14 protein-coding genes and 3 tRNA genes are annotated in these 18,328 nt (G+C 52.1%); 8 read left to right on the top strand and 9 right to left on the bottom strand.

Annotated elements, in window-relative coordinates:
- Positions 1–166 precede the first annotated feature (166 nt).
- From pspF to ung, 8 genes are all read left to right on the top strand, one after another.
- Positions 167–1,237, top strand: a complete 1,071-nt coding sequence (gene pspF / locus ACIDEJ_RS07395; protein ID WP_411987444.1) for a phage shock protein operon transcriptional activator — start codon at positions 167–169, stop codon at positions 1,235–1,237.
- Between the two features lie 195 nt (positions 1,238–1,432).
- On the top strand, positions 1,433–3,010 hold the full coding sequence (locus ACIDEJ_RS07390) for an ABC transporter substrate-binding protein (protein WP_411987443.1): 1,578 nt from the start codon (positions 1,433–1,435) through the stop codon (positions 3,008–3,010).
- Positions 3,010–4,041 (top strand): ABC transporter permease subunit, encoded by a 1,032-nt coding sequence (locus tag ACIDEJ_RS07385; protein WP_411987442.1) that lies wholly within the window; start codon positions 3,010–3,012, stop codon positions 4,039–4,041. The genes ACIDEJ_RS07390 and ACIDEJ_RS07385 overlap by 1 nt, the downstream gene beginning before the upstream one ends.
- The gene (locus ACIDEJ_RS07380) at positions 4,028–4,918 is read left to right on the top strand and encodes an ABC transporter permease subunit (RefSeq protein WP_411987441.1); all 891 of its coding nucleotides are present in this window, start codon (positions 4,028–4,030) and stop codon (positions 4,916–4,918) included. The genes ACIDEJ_RS07385 and ACIDEJ_RS07380 overlap by 14 nt, the downstream gene beginning before the upstream one ends.
- Positions 4,919–4,920: 2 nt before the next feature.
- Positions 4,921–5,928 (top strand): oligopeptide/dipeptide ABC transporter ATP-binding protein, encoded by a 1,008-nt coding sequence (locus ACIDEJ_RS07375; protein ID WP_411987440.1) that lies wholly within the window; start codon positions 4,921–4,923, stop codon positions 5,926–5,928.
- Positions 5,912–6,697: a peptide ABC transporter ATP-binding protein gene (locus ACIDEJ_RS07370; protein WP_411987439.1), complete on the top strand. Its 786-nt coding sequence runs from the start codon at positions 5,912–5,914 to the stop codon at positions 6,695–6,697. Before ACIDEJ_RS07375 ends, ACIDEJ_RS07370 begins: the two co-directional genes overlap by 17 nt.
- A gap of 109 nt (positions 6,698–6,806) precedes the next feature.
- Entirely contained in the window at positions 6,807–8,009 is a 1,203-nt protein-coding gene (gene fabV / locus ACIDEJ_RS07365) for an enoyl-ACP reductase FabV (protein WP_411987438.1), read from the top strand.
- Positions 8,010–8,183: 174 nt separating this feature from the next.
- Complete coding sequence (ung, locus tag ACIDEJ_RS07360) at positions 8,184–8,858, top strand: uracil-DNA glycosylase (RefSeq protein ID WP_411987437.1); 675 nt, start codon at positions 8,184–8,186, stop codon at positions 8,856–8,858.
- Between the two features lie 182 nt (positions 8,859–9,040).
- Here ung and ACIDEJ_RS07355 read toward each other — a convergent pair whose 3' ends face one another.
- From ACIDEJ_RS07355 to ACIDEJ_RS07315, 9 genes are all read right to left on the bottom strand, one after another.
- Positions 9,041–10,894 carry a SurA N-terminal domain-containing protein gene (locus ACIDEJ_RS07355; protein ID WP_411987436.1) on the bottom strand — a complete coding sequence of 618 codons (1,854 nt, stop codon included), beginning with the start codon at positions 10,892–10,894 and terminating at the stop codon, positions 9,041–9,043.
- Positions 10,895–11,105: 211 nt separating this feature from the next.
- Positions 11,106–11,378, bottom strand: coding sequence for a nucleoid-associated protein HU-beta (hupB, locus tag ACIDEJ_RS07350; RefSeq protein ID WP_411987435.1), 273 nt, complete (start codon positions 11,376–11,378; stop codon positions 11,106–11,108).
- A 258-nt stretch (positions 11,379–11,636) separates the two neighbouring features.
- Positions 11,637–13,994, bottom strand: a complete 2,358-nt coding sequence (lon, locus tag ACIDEJ_RS07345) for an endopeptidase La (protein ID WP_411987434.1) — start codon at positions 13,992–13,994, stop codon at positions 11,637–11,639.
- A gap of 123 nt (positions 13,995–14,117) precedes the next feature.
- Complete coding sequence (gene clpX / locus ACIDEJ_RS07340) at positions 14,118–15,398, bottom strand: ATP-dependent protease ATP-binding subunit ClpX (RefSeq protein ID WP_411987433.1); 1,281 nt, start codon at positions 15,396–15,398, stop codon at positions 14,118–14,120.
- Positions 15,399–15,499: 101 nt separating this feature from the next.
- Entirely contained in the window at positions 15,500–16,111 is a 612-nt protein-coding gene (clpP, locus tag ACIDEJ_RS07335) for an ATP-dependent Clp endopeptidase proteolytic subunit ClpP (RefSeq protein WP_411987432.1), read from the bottom strand.
- Between the two features lie 90 nt (positions 16,112–16,201).
- Positions 16,202–17,506 (bottom strand): trigger factor, encoded by a 1,305-nt coding sequence (gene tig, locus ACIDEJ_RS07330; RefSeq protein ID WP_411987431.1) that lies wholly within the window; start codon positions 17,504–17,506, stop codon positions 16,202–16,204.
- A 244-nt stretch (positions 17,507–17,750) separates the two neighbouring features.
- Positions 17,751–17,826: transfer RNA gene (locus ACIDEJ_RS07325), tRNA-His, on the bottom strand.
- A gap of 9 nt (positions 17,827–17,835) precedes the next feature.
- Positions 17,836–17,912: transfer RNA gene (locus ACIDEJ_RS07320), tRNA-Arg, on the bottom strand.
- Positions 17,913–17,979: 67 nt separating this feature from the next.
- A tRNA-Pro gene (locus tag ACIDEJ_RS07315) sits at positions 17,980–18,056 on the bottom strand.
- Between the last annotated feature and the right edge of the window lie 272 nt (positions 18,057–18,328).

Here is an 18,328-nt window from a genome sequence, read left to right as displayed (position 1 = left end):
AAAAATAATTGCGAGTTGCATGTCTCATAATACAGATATCGTGCCAACTCTTGTATATCATTATTTATCAATCAGTTAAGTGGTTTAAAAGTTTTTCTTTATTTCTTTTTGGTTCCCACATATCATGATTTTCACCACTTATTAGCGTTAAAGACTAACAATTACCGTGAACAGTTCCTATCAACAAGACAATCTCATCGGCCAGTCTAATGCTTTTTTAGAAGTGTTGGAGCATGTATCTCAACTTGCCCCGTTATCAAAACCGGTGTTGATTATCGGTGAACGCGGCACGGGTAAAGAGCTGATTGCTGAACGCCTGCATTTTTTGTCCCAACGCTGGGAGCAGAATTTCGTGAAACTCAACTGCTCCTCCTTAAGTGAGAATTTACTTGAAAGTGAACTGTTTGGCCATGAGGCCGGTGCATTTACCGGCGCCCGCGCCCGCCATGAAGGGCGCTTTGAACGGGCCGATGGCGGTACGCTGTTTCTTGACGAGCTGGCCAATACCTCCGGACTCATCCAGGAGAAATTACTGCGCGTCATTGAATACGGGGAATATGAACGCGTAGGCGGCAGCAAAACCCTGAAGGCGGACGTGCGGCTTATCTGCGCCGCCAATGAAGATTTACCCTCCCTGGCAGAGGCCGGAGAGTTTCGCGCCGACTTACTGGATCGTCTGGCGTTTGATGTGGTCACCCTGCCACCGCTGCGCTACCGCCAAGAGGATATTCTGCCCTTGGCTGAGCATTTTGCCTTGGGGATGGCAAAACAGCTCAAGTTAACGCTATTTCCGGGCTTTACCAACAGTGCAGTGCACACCCTGCTGCACTATCAGTGGCCGGGCAACATCCGTGAGTTAAAAAACACCATTGAGCGCAGCGTCTATCGCCATGGCAGTGAAGATAAACCCATCCGTGAAATTGTATTGGACCCCTTTGACTCCCCTTACCGCCCGCAGCAACGGGTTAAAACCCTGTCCCGCCAGGCGCCGCCCTGCCAACCCACGACGGAGCCGGACACAGAGGAACACGCAGAAGCCAGCCCCGTCAGCGATGGATATCATTTTGAGTTTCCACTGGACTTCAAACAGCATTGCGAGACCTTTGAAGTGGCGTTAATTCAAAAGGCATTGGCTGCCAGCCAATTTAACCAGAAGAAAACCGCAGAGCTGCTGCAGCTTAGCTATCACCAGCTCAGGGGCATTCTCAAAAAGTACAATTTGCTGGATAAAAATTGAGGGAATTGCCCAAAACCGCCAGAGGCTGATAGAATGGCCGGTCTAGATACAGATAATTAACAACGTGCCATGACTCTGCTGATGTTCCACACCAGGCCAACAACTGTTGCAGTTAGCGGCAACATGCCGGCGAAAAAATCGTTGCTGGGGCGACGCCAACCTATTGGACAAGCAGGGTATCGGCAAGTGGGATGCATGTTGTTTGGCCTGTGCTTGATGGGATGCGGCCCGCAACCGGTTCCGCCAGGCCTGGTGTATTGCTCTGAAGGCAATCCCGAGTCTTTCAATCCGCAAACGGTGACATCAGGCACCACCGTGGATGCCACCTCCCACCAGATTTACGATCAACTGATTAACGACAGCCCTTACACTGGTGAATTCACACCGGCATTAGCCACCGCATGGCAGATAAGCCAGGATGGGCTGACCTACGACTTTGAGTTGCGACAGGGCGTTAATTTTCAAAACCTTCCTTATTTTCACCCCAGCCGCCAATTTAATGCCGACGATGTCGTGTTCTCTTTTAGCCGCATTATCGATAAACAGCATCCGTTTCATGGGGTTTCCCGCTCCGGCTATCCTTTTTTCGAAAGTGTGGGTTTTGACAAGCTGATAAAACGCATTGAAAAAATCAATCCCTACAAAGTGCGCTTTGAGCTGAACTATCCGGATGCCTCCTTTATGGCCAACCTGGCCACCGACTTTGCCGCCATTTTGTCCAAAGAGTATGCCGATCAGTTGCGTGCCAACGGGCAGATGGTAGATATTGACCGAAAAGCCGTGGGCACGGGCCCGTTCATGCTGGTGAATTACATCAAGAACGAATATATCCGTTATCGCCGCCATCCCGGCTATTGGGGAAAAATTCCGTCAGCTGATCAACTGGTGTTTGACATCACCCCGCGCAGCACCATCCGCCTGTCAAAACTGATTGTGGGCGACTGCAGCATTTCGGCCTTGCCCAAAGCCGGCGAGCTGCCGGCAGTGGCTGCGCACGACAACCTGACGGTGGAAAGCCAGCCGGGCATGAACGTTTCCTATTGGGCGTTTAACACTCGCAAGCCGCCATTTGACAACGTCAAAGTGCGCCAGGCATTGGCCTATGCCATTGACAAACAAAACTTGCTGCGGGCGGTGTACCAGGATACGGCCATAGAAGCTTCCGGCCTGTTGCCCCCGTCATCCTGGGCCTACACCGGCATCAGCGGCAGCTACCCGTACAATCCTGAAAAATCCCGTGAGTTATTGCAAAAAGCCGGGGTTTACAATCTGAGTATTGATATCTGGGCCATGCCGGTAGCGCGCATCTATAACCCTAACTCCCAGAAAACGGCCGAGCTTATCCAGGCGGATTTGGCCGCCGTGGGGGTCAAGGCCAATATTGTCAGTTATGACTGGAGCGTGTTTACCCGCCGTCTGTCTGCCAGCGATTATGACTCCGTGCTGATTGGCTGGAGCGCCGACAACAGCGATCCGGATAATTTTTACACACCGTTATTGGGCTGTGATTCAGTGGCCGCCAAGAGTAACCGCTCCAACTGGTGTAACGGGAAATACGACAAACTCATTACCCAAGCCAAGATTTTCACCGACAAGGGCGAACGAACCGAGCTTTATCGCCAGGCGGAAGAGCTCATCGACACCGAGGTGCCATTGGTGCCGCTGGCATACGCCAAACGCATGTTGCTCAAGCATACCGATGCCCCGCCGCTGCTGTTTCGGCCCTTCGGGGGCATCGGCTTTAACGACATTCCCGATAAGGGGCAAGAATAATGGCTACCTACCTTATCCGGCGCCTTAACCTGTTTATTGCCACATCACTGCTGCTGATTGGCATTTTGTTTTATGCCACAAGGCTGTTTCCGGTGGATTTGGGCTATGCCCTCAGCGGCATTCAATATCCTTCAGAAGCACAGGCCGCACAGATTGTTGATGACTATCATCTGGATAAAGGCGATGTCAGCCAATATATTGCCTACGCCAGAGAGCGGCTTAGCGGTAATTTGGGGCTGTCTGTCACCTCCAAGCGCCCGGTGGCAGAAGAGCTGTTCATGGTCTTGCCCGCCTCTTTTGAACTGGCACTGGTGGCAGGTTGCATTGCGCTGGCTTTCGGCATTCCGCTGGGGCTGGTAGCCGCCCTCAGTCATCATCAGGCCCTGAAAAAGTTCATCATGGCAGGCACCCTTACCGGTTACTCCATTCCGGTATTCTGGTTGGGATTGACCTTGTCCCTGTGGTTTGGCGTAAAATTGGGCTGGCTGCCGATTTCCGGCCAAATCAACCTGTTGTATGACATCCGGCCGGTAACTGGATTAATGCTGCTGGACACCCTGTTATCTGATTCACCCTACCGGATTGCCGCCTTCAGGGATGCGCTGATGCACATCATCATGCCCGCCATTACCCTGGCGGTGCTGCCTTTCACGGTAGTGGTGCGCATTACCCGCGCCGCCATGACCAACGTGATGAACCAGACCTACATCCGTGCAGCAGAGGCACGAGGGCTGCCCTATTCCAAGATTGTGTTGCACCATGCATTGCCTAACGCCCTCATCCCGCTGCTTAAGCATATCGGCTTGATGTTGGGGCCTTTTGCCAGTTATGCCATCATGGTAGAGGTGATTTTTTCCTGGCCGGGCATTGGCGCCTGGTTGGTGTCTGGCATCTACCAGCGTGATTATACCGTCATCCAAAGCGGCATTTTAACGGTAGCCTTGATCATCATCTTTTTAAGTATTCTGATTGAAGTGTTCTATACCTTAGCCAACCCATTCAGTCGCAAGGAATTTTATGGCTCCAACTAAAATCTATCTGGATGAGGCCATTCCCGTCCCGGCAGTGAAAGTCTGGCGCACCTTTGCATCCAAGCCTCAATCACTGGCCGGGCTCTGGGGCGTGGTGGCTCTGCTGCTGCTAACGCTTTTCGGGCAATATTTCGCGCCTTTTGCCGCGGAGTTTCAGGATCCTGACGCACTGCTGTTACCCCCCTCCTGGCACAGTGACGGGGTGGTAGAGCACTTTCTGGGCACCGACGATTTGGGCCGCGACATTTTCAGCCGTTTGCTCTATGGCGTGCGCCTGACGTTTGGCACCGCCTTGGGCATTGTCAGCTCCGCCTTGGTTGTGGGGGTGATTATCGGCTCCATCTCCGGCATGATGAGTGGCCTCAAGTCCAGCATTCTCGGCCACTTACTGGATGCGCTGCTGTCCATTCCCTCCCTGCTGATGGCCATTTTGGTGGTTGCTGTCGCAGGCCCCGGACTGGATAACGTTTTCTGGGCGGTGGGAATTTCACTCACGCCGCAGTTTGTGCGCGCCATCCATCAAACCGTGCATGAAGAGTTGCAAAAAGAGTATGTGACCGCGGCCCGGCTGGACGGTGCCAACTCCCTGCAAATTTTCTGGTATGTGATTATGCCTAACGTCTGGGAAACGGTGATTATCCAAACCACCTTGGCGGTATCGGCAGCCATTTTGGACATTGCGGCACTGGGGTTCTTGAACCTGGGCGCCCAGGCACCCCAGCCGGAATGGGGGGCGATGGTGCTGCAAGGGCTGGATAGCTTTTTGACGGCACCCTGGACCGTCACCATTCCCGGCTTGGCCATTTTGCTAAGCGTATTATCGGTGAATTTGGTGGGCGACGGTTTGCGTGCTGCACTCTCGCCCGTGAGGAGCTGACCATGCCATTACTTGACATTCGCAACCTGACCATTGAACTCAGCACCCCCCACGGGCCGGTAAACGCGCTGGAAAAAGTCAGCCTTACCATTAACGCCGGGGAAGTGCACGGGTTGATTGGCGAGTCCGGCTCAGGGCGCAGCATGCTGGCCCGGGCCATTTTGGGGTTGTATGAATCCAACTGGACCATCACGGCCGATCGCATGATGTGGGATGGGCAAAACCTGATGGACATGAGCCGCAAACAGCGCCGAAGCCTGATGGGTGATGATATCTCGATGATTTTCCAGGACCCGTCCGGCAGCTTTGACCCTGCATTCACGGTAGGAAAACAGCTGTTAGAGGCCATTCCCCTCAATAAAAAGCTGCCCTTTTGGAAACGTCTACCGGAAAAACAGTATCTGGCACAAAAATGGCTGCATAAAGTGGGCATTAAACATCCGCGAAAAGTGCTGTCCAGTTACTCCTGGGAGTTGTCAGAAGGCGAATGCCAGAAAGTGATGATTGCCATGGCACTGGCCAAACAGCCGCGGCTGTTGATTGCCGATGAGCCCACTGCCTCCATGGAGCCCAGTACCCAGGCGCAAATCTACCGGCTGCTGACCCAGCTCAATCAGCTGCAAAACGTCACCATCCTATTGATAAGCCATGAGCTGGACACCCTCTCCAACTGGTGTAACCGCATGACAGTGCTCTATTGTGGCCAGGTGATGGAGTCAGGGCCTACCGTGGATTTATTGGCTAAACCCAACCACCCTTACACCAAGGCGCTGTTGGATAACATGCCCGATTATACCAATCCGAAAATTCATAAAATCCTCATGCCCACATTGCCGGGCTCCGTGCCGGCACTACAGCATCTGCCCATTGGTTGCCGTTTGGGCCCACGCTGCCCGGAAGCCCGGCGCAAGTGTGTGACCCAGCCATTACTGTCCCACTACAAGGACAGATATTTTGCCTGTCATTTCCCTTACCAGAGCGAGCCCCTAGACGATGACCTCCTTGCTTAAAGTCCAAGACCTCAGCAAAACCTATGTCACGGGCTATCGCGGTTTCAAGCGCGAGTATACCGAGGTGTTAAAGCCCGTCTCCTTTGAGCTCAATGCCGGAGAAACCCTGGCCATTGTGGGAGAAGCGGGTTCAGGCAAAAGCACCCTTGCCCGCATTCTGGTAGGCGCCGAGTGTCGCAGTGGCGGCAGCATATTTTATCAGGGGCAAGCGTGGGATAAGAAAAACCTCAAGCAACGCTGCCGTTTGATCCGCATGATTTTCCAAGATCCCAACACCTCCATGAACCCGCGGCTAACCATCAATGAACTGCTCAATGAACCGCTGCGGTTTAATACCAAGCTGTCAAAGCATGAACGACACGAACTGGTGGCAGAAACCTTGCGCAAGGTGGGATTATTACCAGAGCACGGGGATTTTTACCCCAACATGATTTCGGAAGGGCAAAAACAGCGGGTAGCGGTGGCGCGGGCACTGATGCTAAGCCCCAAAATCATCATTGCCGATGAAGCTCTTAGCGCACTGGATTTGTCGGTACGCGCCCAAATTCTCAACCTGTTGTTGAAGTTGCAGCGGGAAATGGGACTGGCATACATTTTTGTCAGCCACAACCTCAATGTGGTACGCCACATCAGCGATAAAGTGCTGGTGCTACATAAAGGCGCCATTGTTGAATCCGCCAACACTGAAGAACTGTTTAACAACCCCCAACATGAATACACTCAAAGGTTGCTCCAGGAGCAAGCCCAGCTCAACCGCCGTAAAGGGTGACTGAACTGCTCCAACCACTGCCGGACAACCCTGATTTCCGCAAAAATCAGTACCAATTGCAGCGGAAATATTTATCCTAATACCAATTTTGCTGGAAGAAGTTAACAATATGATCATCAAACCCAAAATTCGCGGTTTTATTTGCACCACCACCCATCCCCTTGGCTGTGAGGCCAATGTACTGGAACAGATCAACTACACCAAGGCCAAAGGACAGATTAACAACGGCCCGAAAAGAGTATTGGTGGTAGGGGCTTCCAGTGGTTATGGGCTGTCATCCAGAATTGCCGCCGCATTCGGCGCCGGTGCTGCCACCATCGGGGTTTTCTTCGAAAAGCCCGGCACGGAAACCAAACCGGGCACCGCTGGCTGGTACAACTCTGCCGCCTTTGACAAATTTGCCAAAGCCGATGGCCTGTATGCCAAAAGCATTAACGGCGACGCCTTCAGCCATGAAGCAAAAGCCAAGGTGATTGAGCTTATCAAACAGGATTTGGGGCAGATTGACCTGGTGGTCTATTCACTGGCCTCGCCGGTGCGCAAATTGCCCGACAGCGGCGAGCTGGTACGCTCTTCCCTCAAGCCCATTGGCGAGCCTTACACCTCCACCGCGGTGGATACCAATAAAGACACCATCATTGAAGCCACTGTGGAGCCGGCTACCGAGCAGGAAATCCAGGATACCGTTACCGTGATGGGCGGCCAGGACTGGGAGCTGTGGTTGCAAGCCCTGCAAGATGCCAACGTACTGGCTGATGGCTGCAAAACCGTAGCCTACAGCTATATCGGCACCGAACTTACCTGGCCCATTTACTGGCATGGTGCCTTGGGCAAGGCCAAGATGGATCTGGACCGCGCCGCCCATGCACTGGACAGCACCCTGGCCCAAACCGGTGGCAGCGCCAATGTGGCGGTATTGAAAAGCGTCATCACCCAGGCCAGCTCCGCCATTCCGGTGATGCCGTTGTACATCGCCATGGTCTTCAAGAAAATGCGCGAAGAAGGCCTGCATGAAGGCTGTATGGAGCAGATTTACCGCCTGTTCTCCGAGCGCCTGTATCGGGCGGACGGCCAACAACCCGCCACCGACGATGATAATCGCCTGCGCCTGGATGACTGGGAATTGCGCGCCGACATCCAGCAACACTGCCAGGAACTGTGGCCGAAAATCACTACCGAGAATCTCAGTGAACTGACCGATTACCGGGAATATAAAGCCGAATTCCTGAAACTTTTCGGTTTCGGCGTGGATGGCATTGATTATGCCGAGGACGTTAACCCGCTGGTAACCTTTGACGTCAGCGAACTGTAACGCCATTTGCCATAAGTTGCTAAATGCCACCCATTGAGGTGGCATTTTCATATGGGTATCGCCCCGCCATCAAAAGCGCCCTGACACATTGGCGAACAAGTGCCATTTCAGTATCATGGGCCGGGAAACACCGTCAACAGGAAAGCGACGTGCCACAGCGCCGTGACATTGCATATGAACCAAATCCCTAGCTGGGCCGATGTCCTGGGCCCGGAAAAACACCAAGCCTATTTCGTCAATACACTGCGCTACCTTGATGCCGAGCGCGCTCACCACAAACATGTTTATCCCCCGCAAGCCGATACCTTTAATGCCCTGCGCTATACGCCCCTGGACAAGGTCAAGGTGGTGATCCTGGGGCAAGACCCCTACCATGGCCCTGGACAAGCCCACGGATTGTGTTTTTCCGTACAGGACGGCGTACCATTTCCGCCCTCACTACAAAACATCTTTCAGGAGCTGTGCCACACGGTACCGGGATTCCAGTACCCTGCCAGCGGCAATCTGAGCCACTGGGCCAGGCAAGGAGTCTTACTACTCAACACAGTGCTGAGCGTTGAAGAAGGGAAAGCCCACTCCCATGCCCATCTTGGCTGGGAGCCATTTACCGATAAAATCGTCGAGGCGGTGGATTGCTGGCAACAGGGCGTGGCCTTCTTGCTCTGGGGCCGCCATGCCGGTAATAAAGCCCAACAGGTGGATCACCATAAACATCTGGTACTGAAAGCCGCCCATCCCTCACCGTTATCTGCCAATCGGGGATTTTTCGGCTGCAATCACTTTAATCTGGCCAATCAATACCTTTTGTCCCAGGGTAAAAGCCCTATCGACTGGTGCCTGCCCCGATAATGCCTGTGGGAGCACAGACCATTGGCCCTGGCCTTCTCAATGCGGCTGCCAATACCCACAACAATGCACCCCAAAATGAACCAAAACGAAAAAGCCCCGTCAGTTTGACGGGGCTTGCTAACACGGAGCGATCTTACAGTCTCTGGCGCGAGTGACCGCGCCAGACCATTAGCACTGCAGACTTAATCTGCGGTGTGATAAACGATTTCGGCATCCGCTTTCAGCATTTCCACCAACGCGCGGTAATCCGCTTCGCTGTACTGGCTGGATAAACGCTGCTGCACGGCACCCAACTGCTCAGCGGGCACATCCTGCACATTATGGATGTTATCCAGCACAACCACCGCATAACCCTTTGCCAAGGCCACAGTGTCCACGCTCATGCCTTCGCCTTTCGCCATTTCAAAGGCTTTGGTCACGATGGCGGCATCCACGTCCCGAGAGTTGCGGCTCAGCCCGGCGTGAGCGGTCAATGTATGTCCGCTAGCACCTTGCTTGAGTTCGGCGGCCAGCGCTTGAGCTTTGTCCTTGGCCAATTCATTGGCTTTTTGCAGTTTCAGGCGCTGCTCAATATCCTGTTTTACCGCATCAAATGCCATTAAACCGGCAGGCTCATGCTGTTTAAGGCGCACAACCATCACATCATTATTGGCAATATCCAGTACGTTACTGTTCATGCCTGACAATACGTCACCGGAAAATGCGGCCTTTAATACGGCAGGCTCATTAAACGGCGCTGGCGCGGCATCGCGGCTGAAAAGCGCGGTGGATTTTACTTCCGCATTAATGGCCTTGGCCGCTTCGGTCAATGTGTCAGGAACTTCATAGCTGGTATCGGCCAGCTTCTGCTGCAGGCTATAGAACTGGCTAACAGCCTTATCCATCTTGAGCTTGTCGAGGATTTTACCTTTCACTTCAGCAAAAGCGGCAACCACACTGGGTTGAGTGTCCAGCACTTTAATGATGTGATAACCGTAAGTGGTATGCACCACGTCAGACACATCGCCTTTGTTCAGGGCGAATAACGCCTTGTCAAACTCTGGGGCCATCACGCCGGGTTCAAACCAGCCAAGCTCACCACCCTTTTCAGCGCTTAAGGTGTCTTGTGAATTCTCTTTGGCCAGCGCGGCAAAATCCGCCCCGTTTTGCAGCTGCTGATGCAAATCTTCAGCCTTGGCTTTGGCCGCATCATCATTACCGGTAATAAGAATGTGGGCCGCCAGACGTTTTTCAACGGTCTTATACTCGGTTTTATGCTCATCATAATAGGCTTGCGTTGCATCATCACTGATATCAATGGCAGCTGCCAGCGCTTGGGCGCTCAACCGAACATATTCCAGGCTCACCATTTCCGGCCGCTGGAATTGCTCCGGATTGGCCTGATAAAACTGCGACAGCTCTTCTTCTGTAACGCTCACATCCCCAAGGAATGGCTCGGCAGCCACGTTCAAGAATTGAATGTCCCGGGTCTGGGCCTGCAATTTGGCCACCTGAGCGCTTTCACCCGGCAACACGAATTCACTGCCAATCAGAGCGTTGATCAGTTGGCTACGGCTCATGTCCCCGCGCATGGTTTCACGGAAACTGGCGGGAGTGAACCCTAACTGCTGCAATAATGCCAGATAACGATCGTTGCTGAATTTCCCGTCTATCTGAAAGGCGGGTTCATTGCGGATGGCTTCTTTTATCTGTTCGTCTGAAACGCGCAAGCCCATGTTTTTGGCGGATTGGTCCAGCAGGCGTTGCGCAATCAGGCGCTGCAACACCCCTTGCTTCACGTTGGCCAGATAAGCATCGTTGCCGGACAGCGCACCGAACATGTCACCTAGCTGTTGTTGCAGACGATTTTTCTCATTCTGAAATGCCTGTTCCAGTTCAGATTGGGTAATGTCTTCCCCATTTACCGTGGCAGCGGCAGGTTGTGAAGAACTTCCCAAATAACTGCTGACACCAGCAAAGGCAAAAGACAGGATCACCAATACCAATATGACCTTGGCGATGACGCCTTGTGATCCGTCGCGGATTTTATCTAACATCAGTGCTCTCGCTTATGCGATAGATTCTAAAAAAAAGACGCATCACTGAAGGGATGCGCCTATCTGTAATGATTATTGGAGTGTATCGCAAGACGCTGTACCAGCTTCATAACACTCCGGACGCGATGTTGCTCGCTATCCTTAGTCCGTAAAAAGCACTGCGGCTGCAGTGCTAATTGCAGAAGCCTTACTAATAAGGCTGCTATAACAATTAATTAACTGCGTCTTTCAATGCTTTACCAGCTTTGAACGCAGGGATTTTGGCGGCTGCAATCTTGATCTCTTTCCCTGTCTGTGGATTGCGACCAGTACGTTCAGCGCGCTCACGTACTTCAAAAGTACCGAAACCAACAAGAGAAATCTTTTCACCGTCTTTCAAGCCTTCAGTCACGGCGTCAATAAATGAATCCAGTGCACGACCAGCAGCGGCTTTGGAAATATCGGCACCAGAAGCGATTTTCTCGATTAGTTCAGATTTATTCATGTCATCCCCTTGAATGTAATTTTATGCGCCGCAACCAAGTCCTTATCTAGAGCGGTCTGCGGAGGCTTTTATAACAAGCTTGATTTGAAAGTTCAAGCCCCGTAGGAAAACCAAAATTATGAAATCGGATACAGCTCAAAGCCAGTCACCCCAAGGGATTGGTGCGACTGGCTCTCCACGAACCTAGGCTACCACAGCTCCAGCCTTTGTTAAGCACCTTTTTTCATTTTTTTTCAAATGGCTGGACAATTTTTTGCGTCAGTCCATATTTTTTACAACTTCAAAGCCTTCAACGGGTCTTTCCAGTGCCAGCTTCAGTACATCGTCAATCCAGCGTACCGGTTTTATCTGCAAATCCGCCACCACATTGGCCGGAATTTCTTCCAAATCCCGTTCGTTTTCTTGCGGGATCAGCACGAGTTTAATGCCGCCACGGTGCGCTGCCAGCAGTTTTTCCTTCAAACCGCCGATGGGTAACACTTCGCCGCGCAAGGTGATTTCCCCGGTCATGGCCACATCGGCTCGTACCGGATTGCCAGTCAGGCTGGACACCAGTGCGGTGCACATGGCAGCCCCGGCAGACGGGCCATCTTTGGGTGTCGCTCCTTCAGGCACGTGCACATGGATATCCCGTTTTTCGTAGAAATCCTTGTTGATGCCCAGCTGCTCAGAACGGGCTCGCACAACGGTGAGTGCGGCCTGAATGGACTCTTGCATCACATCGCCCAGTGAGCCGGTATAGGTCAGTTTGCCTTTGCCCGGCACCGAGGTGGCTTCAATGGTGAGCAAATCACCACCAACCTCGGTCCACGCCAGACCGGTTACCTGGCCTACCTGGTTATGGGATTCCGCCTTGCCATAGTCAAAACGTTGCACGCCCAGGAATGACTTGAGGTTATCCTGGTTCACATCCACGTGTTTAAGGTCTTTATCCAGCAGGATTTGCTTCACGACCTTACGGCAGATTTTCGACAGTTCCCGCTCCAGTGCCCGCACCCCGGCCTCGCGGGTGTAATAACGGATAATGCCCACAATGGCACTGTCTTCCACATTGATTTCATGTGGCTTCAAACCATTACGGGTAATCTGTTTGGGCAACAGATGCTGCTTGGCGATGTTGAGTTTTTCATCTTCCGTATAGCCGGACAAACGGATCACTTCCATACGATCCAGCAATGGCCCGGGAATGTTCATGGAGTTTGAAGTCGCCACAAACATGACGTCAGACAGGTCGTAGTCCACTTCCAGATAGTGATCGTTGAAGGTGGAGTTCTGCTCCGGATCCAGCACTTCCAACAAGGCGGATGCCGGATCGCCGCGCATGTCTGCGCTCATTTTGTCAATTTCATCCAGCAGGAACAGCGGGTTTTTCACGCCCACCTTGGACATTTTCTGGATGATTTTGCCGGGCATGGAGCCGATATAGGTACGGCGATGGCCGCGGATTTCCGCTTCGTCCCGCACCCCACCAAGCGCCACCCGCACATATTTACGGCCAGTGGCTTTGGCAATGGACTGCCCCAGAGAGGTTTTACCTACCCCTGGTGGTCCCACCAAACACAAAATGGGGCCTTTGAGCTGTTTTACACGGCTCTGCACTGCCAGGTATTCCAAAATCCGCTCTTTGACTTTTTCCAGACCATAGTGGTCGGTATCCAGTACCACTTCGGCTTTGGAAAGGTCGCGTTTTATCTTGGAGCGCTGTTTCCAGGGTACGGAAGTCATCCAGTCCACGTAACTGCGCACCACGGTGGCCTCGGCGGACATGGGTGACATCATCCGCAGTTTGTTCAGCTCCGCAGAGGCCTTCTCTTTGGCTTCTGCAGGCATGCCGGCATCTTCTATCTTGCGGCTGAGGGTTTCAAATTCATCATGGCCTTCATCCAGGTCGCCCAGTTCTTTCTGAATGGCTTTCATCTGCTCATTCAGATAGTACTCGCGCTGGCTTTTTTCCATCTGTTTTTTCACCCGGGAACGGATGCGCTTTTCCACCTGCAACAGGTCGATTTCCGATTCCATGGTGGCCATCAGGTATTCCAGCCGCTCGCCCACGTTCACCATTTCAAGCACGGCTTGCTTGTCCTGCAATTTAAGGGGCATGTGCGCTGCCATGGTATCGGCAAGACGTTCAGCTTCTTCAATACCGCTAAGGGAGGTCAACACTTCTGGCGGGATTTTCTTGTTGAGTTTGATATAGCCTTCAAACTGACCGATAGCGCTGCGAACCAGCACCTCTTCTTCCCGTTCGTCCAACGATTCAGATGTCAGGTAATGGGCCGTAGCAACAAAGAATTCCTCTTCCTGTACGTAACGCTCAAGCTTGGCGCGGCGACCACCTTCTACCAGCACCTTGACGGTGCCGTCGGGTAATTTCAGCAACTGCAATATGGTTGCCACCGTGCCCACATCAAAGATATCGTCACTGGTGGGTTCATCAAGTTCCGCATCCCGCTGAGCTACCAGGATAATCTGTTTATCCTGCGCCATTGCCGATTCCAGACAACGGATGGACTTTTCTCGTCCGACGAATAACGGAATTACCATATGGGGATATACCACCACGTCTCTCAATGGCAGCACGGGTAATTCGATTCGCGCTTCACGCTCTATGGTCATAGTTCGATTCCGTTTCAGTTAACTATATTAGTTTGAGTATATTGGGGCGAGTTGGCGCCTTTCAATGGCAAATATGAAAAAAGGAGCCTGTGCAGGCTCCTTTTTATGATGCATCACGTTAACTTAGTGTTCGCCAGACGCCGCCTGGGACTCACTGTTTTCATAGATGAGTATGGGAGCGGACTCCCCTTTGACCACGGACTCGTCCACCACCACTTTGGCCACATTTTTCAGTGATGGCAGTTCATACATGGTGTCCAGCAAAATGGCTTCCACAATGGAGCGCAAGCCACGGGCACCGGTCTTTCTTTTCATGGCTTTCTGGGCTATCGCTTTCAAGGCATCTTCACGAAACTCCAGTTCCACGTGTTCCATCTCAAACAAGGCGGCAAATTGTTTGGTGATGGCGTTTTTCGGCTCTGACAGAATTTGCACCAGTGCGGCCTCATCAAGCTCTGACAACGTGGCCACCACCGGCAAACGGCCGATAAATTCAGGGATCAGCCCGTATTTCACCAAATCTTCCGGCTCTACGGCCAACAGGGTATCGCTGATGCTCTTCTTGTCAGCCTCCCCTTTCACCTTGGCACCAAAACCGATGCCGCTGCCGACGTGACGGCGCTGCTCAATCACTTTTTCCAGACCGGCAAAGGCACCGCCACAGATGAACAGGATGCGGGAGGTGTCTACCTGCAAAAACTCCTGCTGTGGATGCTTGCGCCCGCCTTGAGGCGGTACGGCGGCAACTGTGCCCTCAATCAGTTTCAATAAGGCTTGCTGCACCCCTTCGCCGGAAACGTCACGGGTAATGGACGGGTTATCAGACTTGCGACTGATTTTATCAATTTCGTCAATGTAGACGATGCCGCGCTGGGCTTTTTCCACATCGTAATCGCATTTCTGCAGCAGCTTCTGGATGATGTTTTCCACATCTTCACCCACATAGCCGGCTTCGGTAAGGGTGGTGGCATCCGCCATGGTAAACGGCACATCAAGAAAGCGCGCCATGGTTTCTGCCAGCAAGGTTTTACCGCTACCGGTGGGACCAATCAGCAAGATGTTACTCTTACCCAGCTCAACACCCTCTTTGGGCGCAGAGTGCTTCAGGCGTTTATAGTGGTTGTATACCGCTACAGAGAGGACTTTCTTCGCTTTTTCCTGACCGATGACATAATCATCGAGATGTTCCCGCAACTCTTTGGGAGTGGGCAGCTTGTCATGATCCCTTTTTGGTAAGATATCCTTGATCTCTTCACGAATGATGTCGTTACACAGCTCAACGCATTCGTCACATACATATACTGAAGGACCGGCAATAAGTTTACGTACTTCATGCTGACTCTTACCACAGAAGGAGCAGTACAGCAGTTTACCGTTATCGCCGTTGCCTTTATTGTCACCCATTACTTTTCCTCATCTGCAGTGCCACGTTATACACTGCTTGTCGCCACTCCCTGAGCATAGCCCAGCCAGTTGCAAAATTCAGCCTAAAGCTCGGTCAGCAATCAATCGCGCTTGCTGATCACTGAGTCCACCAGACCATATTCCATCGCCTGGGTCGCACTCATAAAATTATCCCGGTCAGTGTCACGCTCAATCACTTCCAGTGGCTGGCCTGTATGTTCTGACAGGATCTGGTTCAACTTGCCTTTAATGCCCAGGATTTCCTGTGCATGAATGGCGATGTCTGAAGCCTGCCCCTGGAAACCACCCAGAGGTTGGTGGATCATAACACGCGCATTTGGCAAACAATGACGTTTTCCCTTGGCGCCGCCAGCCAGCAAGAATGCGCCCATACTAGCCGCCTGGCCGATACAAACGGTACTGACATCCGGTTTGATAAACTGCATGGTGTCGTAAATGGCCATGCCAGCGGTAACAGAGCCACCAGGAGAGTTGATATACAGGGAGATTTCTTTATCCGGATTTTCAGACTCCAGAAACAGCAACTGGGCCACAATCAGGTTCGCCATATGCTCTTCCACCTGACCGACCAGAAAAATCACCCGTTCCTTCAACAAACGAGAGTAGATGTCATAAGAACGTTCCCCTTTGGCGGTTTGTTCAACCACCATGGGCACTAACGCATTCATAATGGACTCCGGTGCTTTGTGCATTCCTGATTTTCCCTAATAAAAAATGGCCCGCATGAGGGACCTCATACAGGCCATTATAAATGGCTAACAGCTTAGCAAGTCAAGCGCAGCTTAGGCTCGGCCGGCAGCCTTGTTCATAAAATCTTCAAAAGCGACCTGCTTTTCAGTGACTTTGGCAGATTTCAAAAGCACTTCAACAGCTTGCTCTTCCAGGGCCAGATTGCGCATGCTCTGCATCAGCTCTTTATTACCGTTGTAGTACTCGATCACTTCTTTAGGATCTTCATAAGCTGACGCCATGGATTCAATCAGTGCCTGCACGCGTTCATCTTCGGCTTGCAGATTGTTACTGTTAATCACTTCACCCAGCAACAGGCCTACTTTCACGCGGCGTTCAGCCTGTTCGGTGAACAGTTCTGCTGGCAGTTCTGGCATCTGGGCATTGTTACCACCAAAGCGTTGCAGTGCCTGGCGACGCAGTGCGTCCACTTCACCGTCAATCAGTGCTTTTGGCAGTTCCACTTCATTGCTTTCCACCAGACCGTTCAACACCTGTTCTTTGATGTTGCTTTTCAGGGCCTGCTGCAGTTCCCGCTCCATGTTCTTGCGGATTTCGGCTTTCAATGCCTCAATGCCACCTTCGGCGATGCCGAAACGGGTAGCGAATTCGTCATTGATTTCTGGCAGTTCGGCGCCCTGAACCTCTTTGACGGTAATGGCGAACTTGGCAGATTTACCTTTCAGGTTTTCTGCGTGATATTCTTCAGGGAAGGTCACGTCGATATCGAATTCTTCACCGGCTTTGTGGCCTTTGATGCCTTCTTCAAAGCCAGGGATCATGCGACCGCTACCCAGTTGCAGTTCAAAATCTTCAGCTTTGCCGCCTTCAAATTCTTCACCGTCAATGCTGCCAACAAAGTTGATGATCACTTTGTCGCCATCTTCAGCAGCGCGCTCAACCGCTGCGTAGGTAGCATTTTGCTTGCGCAGGGTTTCAATCATGTTATCAACGTCAGCATCCTGCACTTCAGCAACGGGCTGTTCTACTTCAATCGCGTCCAGCGCTTTGAGTTCCACATCTGGATATACTTCGAAAGTCGCGGTGAATTCAAAGTGCTCTGCAGTGGTGGCGCCTGGCACCAACGTAGGGGCACCGGCAGGATTCAGTTTTTCAGCCACAATGGCTTCAACGAAATTGCGTTGCATCACTTCACCGGTGATGTCCTGGCGAATTGCCTTGCCGTAACGTTTTTCAATCACACTTGCAGGGACTTTACCTGGGCGGAAACCGGGAATACGGGCGCGTTTGGCTTCACGGTGCAAACTGTCTTTAACCAATTTCTCGATCTGCTCGGCAGGAACAGAAATGGTCAGGCGACGCTCCAGGCCTTGGGTTGTTTCAACAGAAACTTGCATTGTTTTACCTCGAAATGTGTCTAACGTCCTTTTAATAGCCGAATGCATCAACTATTCAGGTATTCGTCTCTTGATCTTGTATTTGACTGGCATGCCCATCAGAACTGAATTCCGGCACCGGTCGCACAATGTTCATGGTTATCAAGACGCAGCATTATATCGACGGTTATCTAATGAGTCGAGCCACAATGCGGAGGAAAAGGCATAAAAAAAGCGACCTATGGCCGCTTTTTTTAAAAGTAAATGGGGTGACTGATGGGGCTCGAACCCACGACAACCGGAATCACAATCCGGGACTCTACCAACTGAGCTACAGTCACCACTGAAAATGGTACGCCCGGCAGGATTCGAACCTGCGACCATCCGCTTAGAAGGCGGATGCTCTATCCAACTGAGCTACGGGCGCAGGGACTGCAGGCAATGGCCTGCATCCTAACCAGGCTGGATAACGCATAATGCATTATCTGAAAATTTGGTCGGTGATAGAGGATTCGAACCTCTGACCCTCTGGTCCCAAACCAGATGCGCTACCGGGCTGCGCTAATCACCGAGATGTTCCGTTAACATTCACAACCATTGCCGTTATTGCAGGCGCATGGTGACGTTAACCGACGCCAATCTGTGGCGTGCCTTAAGAACGGTGCGCATCTTAGCGATTCACCCTATTAGCGTCAATCATTTTTTTGAGCGATTATCCTGGCTGCTGTTTTTTAACGCGTCATGACGGAAATTCTGTGTTCGCGGTCGCGTTTCGCCATGACACCCCTCGGCCCCGCTGCTAAAATAGCCGCACTTTCCATTTCATATCATCGCGCCATATAA

The organism is Shewanella mytili (assembly GCF_046765975.1).
GTDB classification, from domain to species: Bacteria; Pseudomonadota; Gammaproteobacteria; order Enterobacterales; family Shewanellaceae; genus Shewanella; species Shewanella mytili.
This window is presented reverse-complemented; position numbering and strand designations above follow the sequence as displayed.

What these genes read in the sequence shown, in the direction of transcription:
- ACIDEJ_RS07390 (WP_411987443.1), top strand. Translation starts at nt 1,433, where the DNA reads ATGTTGTTTGGCCTGTGCTTGATGGGATGCGGCCCGCAACCGGTTCCG.
- ACIDEJ_RS07385 (WP_411987442.1), top strand. Translation starts at nt 3,010, where the DNA reads ATGGCTACCTACCTTATCCGGCGCCTTAACCTGTTTATTGCCACATCA.
- ACIDEJ_RS07380 (WP_411987441.1), top strand. Translation starts at nt 4,028, where the DNA reads ATGGCTCCAACTAAAATCTATCTGGATGAGGCCATTCCCGTCCCGGCA.
- ACIDEJ_RS07375 (WP_411987440.1), top strand. Translation starts at nt 4,921, where the DNA reads ATGCCATTACTTGACATTCGCAACCTGACCATTGAACTCAGCACCCCC.
- ACIDEJ_RS07370 (WP_411987439.1), top strand. Translation starts at nt 5,912, where the DNA reads ATGACCTCCTTGCTTAAAGTCCAAGACCTCAGCAAAACCTATGTCACG.
- fabV (WP_411987438.1), top strand. Translation starts at nt 6,807, where the DNA reads ATGATCATCAAACCCAAAATTCGCGGTTTTATTTGCACCACCACCCAT.
- ung (WP_411987437.1), top strand. Translation starts at nt 8,184, where the DNA reads ATGAACCAAATCCCTAGCTGGGCCGATGTCCTGGGCCCGGAAAAACAC.
- ACIDEJ_RS07355 (WP_411987436.1), bottom strand. Translation starts at nt 10,894, where the DNA reads ATGTTAGATAAAATCCGCGACGGATCACAAGGCGTCATCGCCAAGGTC.
- hupB (WP_411987435.1), bottom strand. Translation starts at nt 11,378, where the DNA reads ATGAATAAATCTGAACTAATCGAGAAAATCGCTTCTGGTGCCGATATT.
- lon (WP_411987434.1), bottom strand. Translation starts at nt 13,994, where the DNA reads ATGACCATAGAGCGTGAAGCGCGAATCGAATTACCCGTGCTGCCATTG.
- clpX (WP_411987433.1), bottom strand. Translation starts at nt 15,398, where the DNA reads ATGGGTGACAATAAAGGCAACGGCGATAACGGTAAACTGCTGTACTGC.
- clpP (WP_411987432.1), bottom strand. Translation starts at nt 16,111, where the DNA reads ATGCACAAAGCACCGGAGTCCATTATGAATGCGTTAGTGCCCATGGTG.
- tig (WP_411987431.1), bottom strand. Translation starts at nt 17,506, where the DNA reads ATGCAAGTTTCTGTTGAAACAACCCAAGGCCTGGAGCGTCGCCTGACC.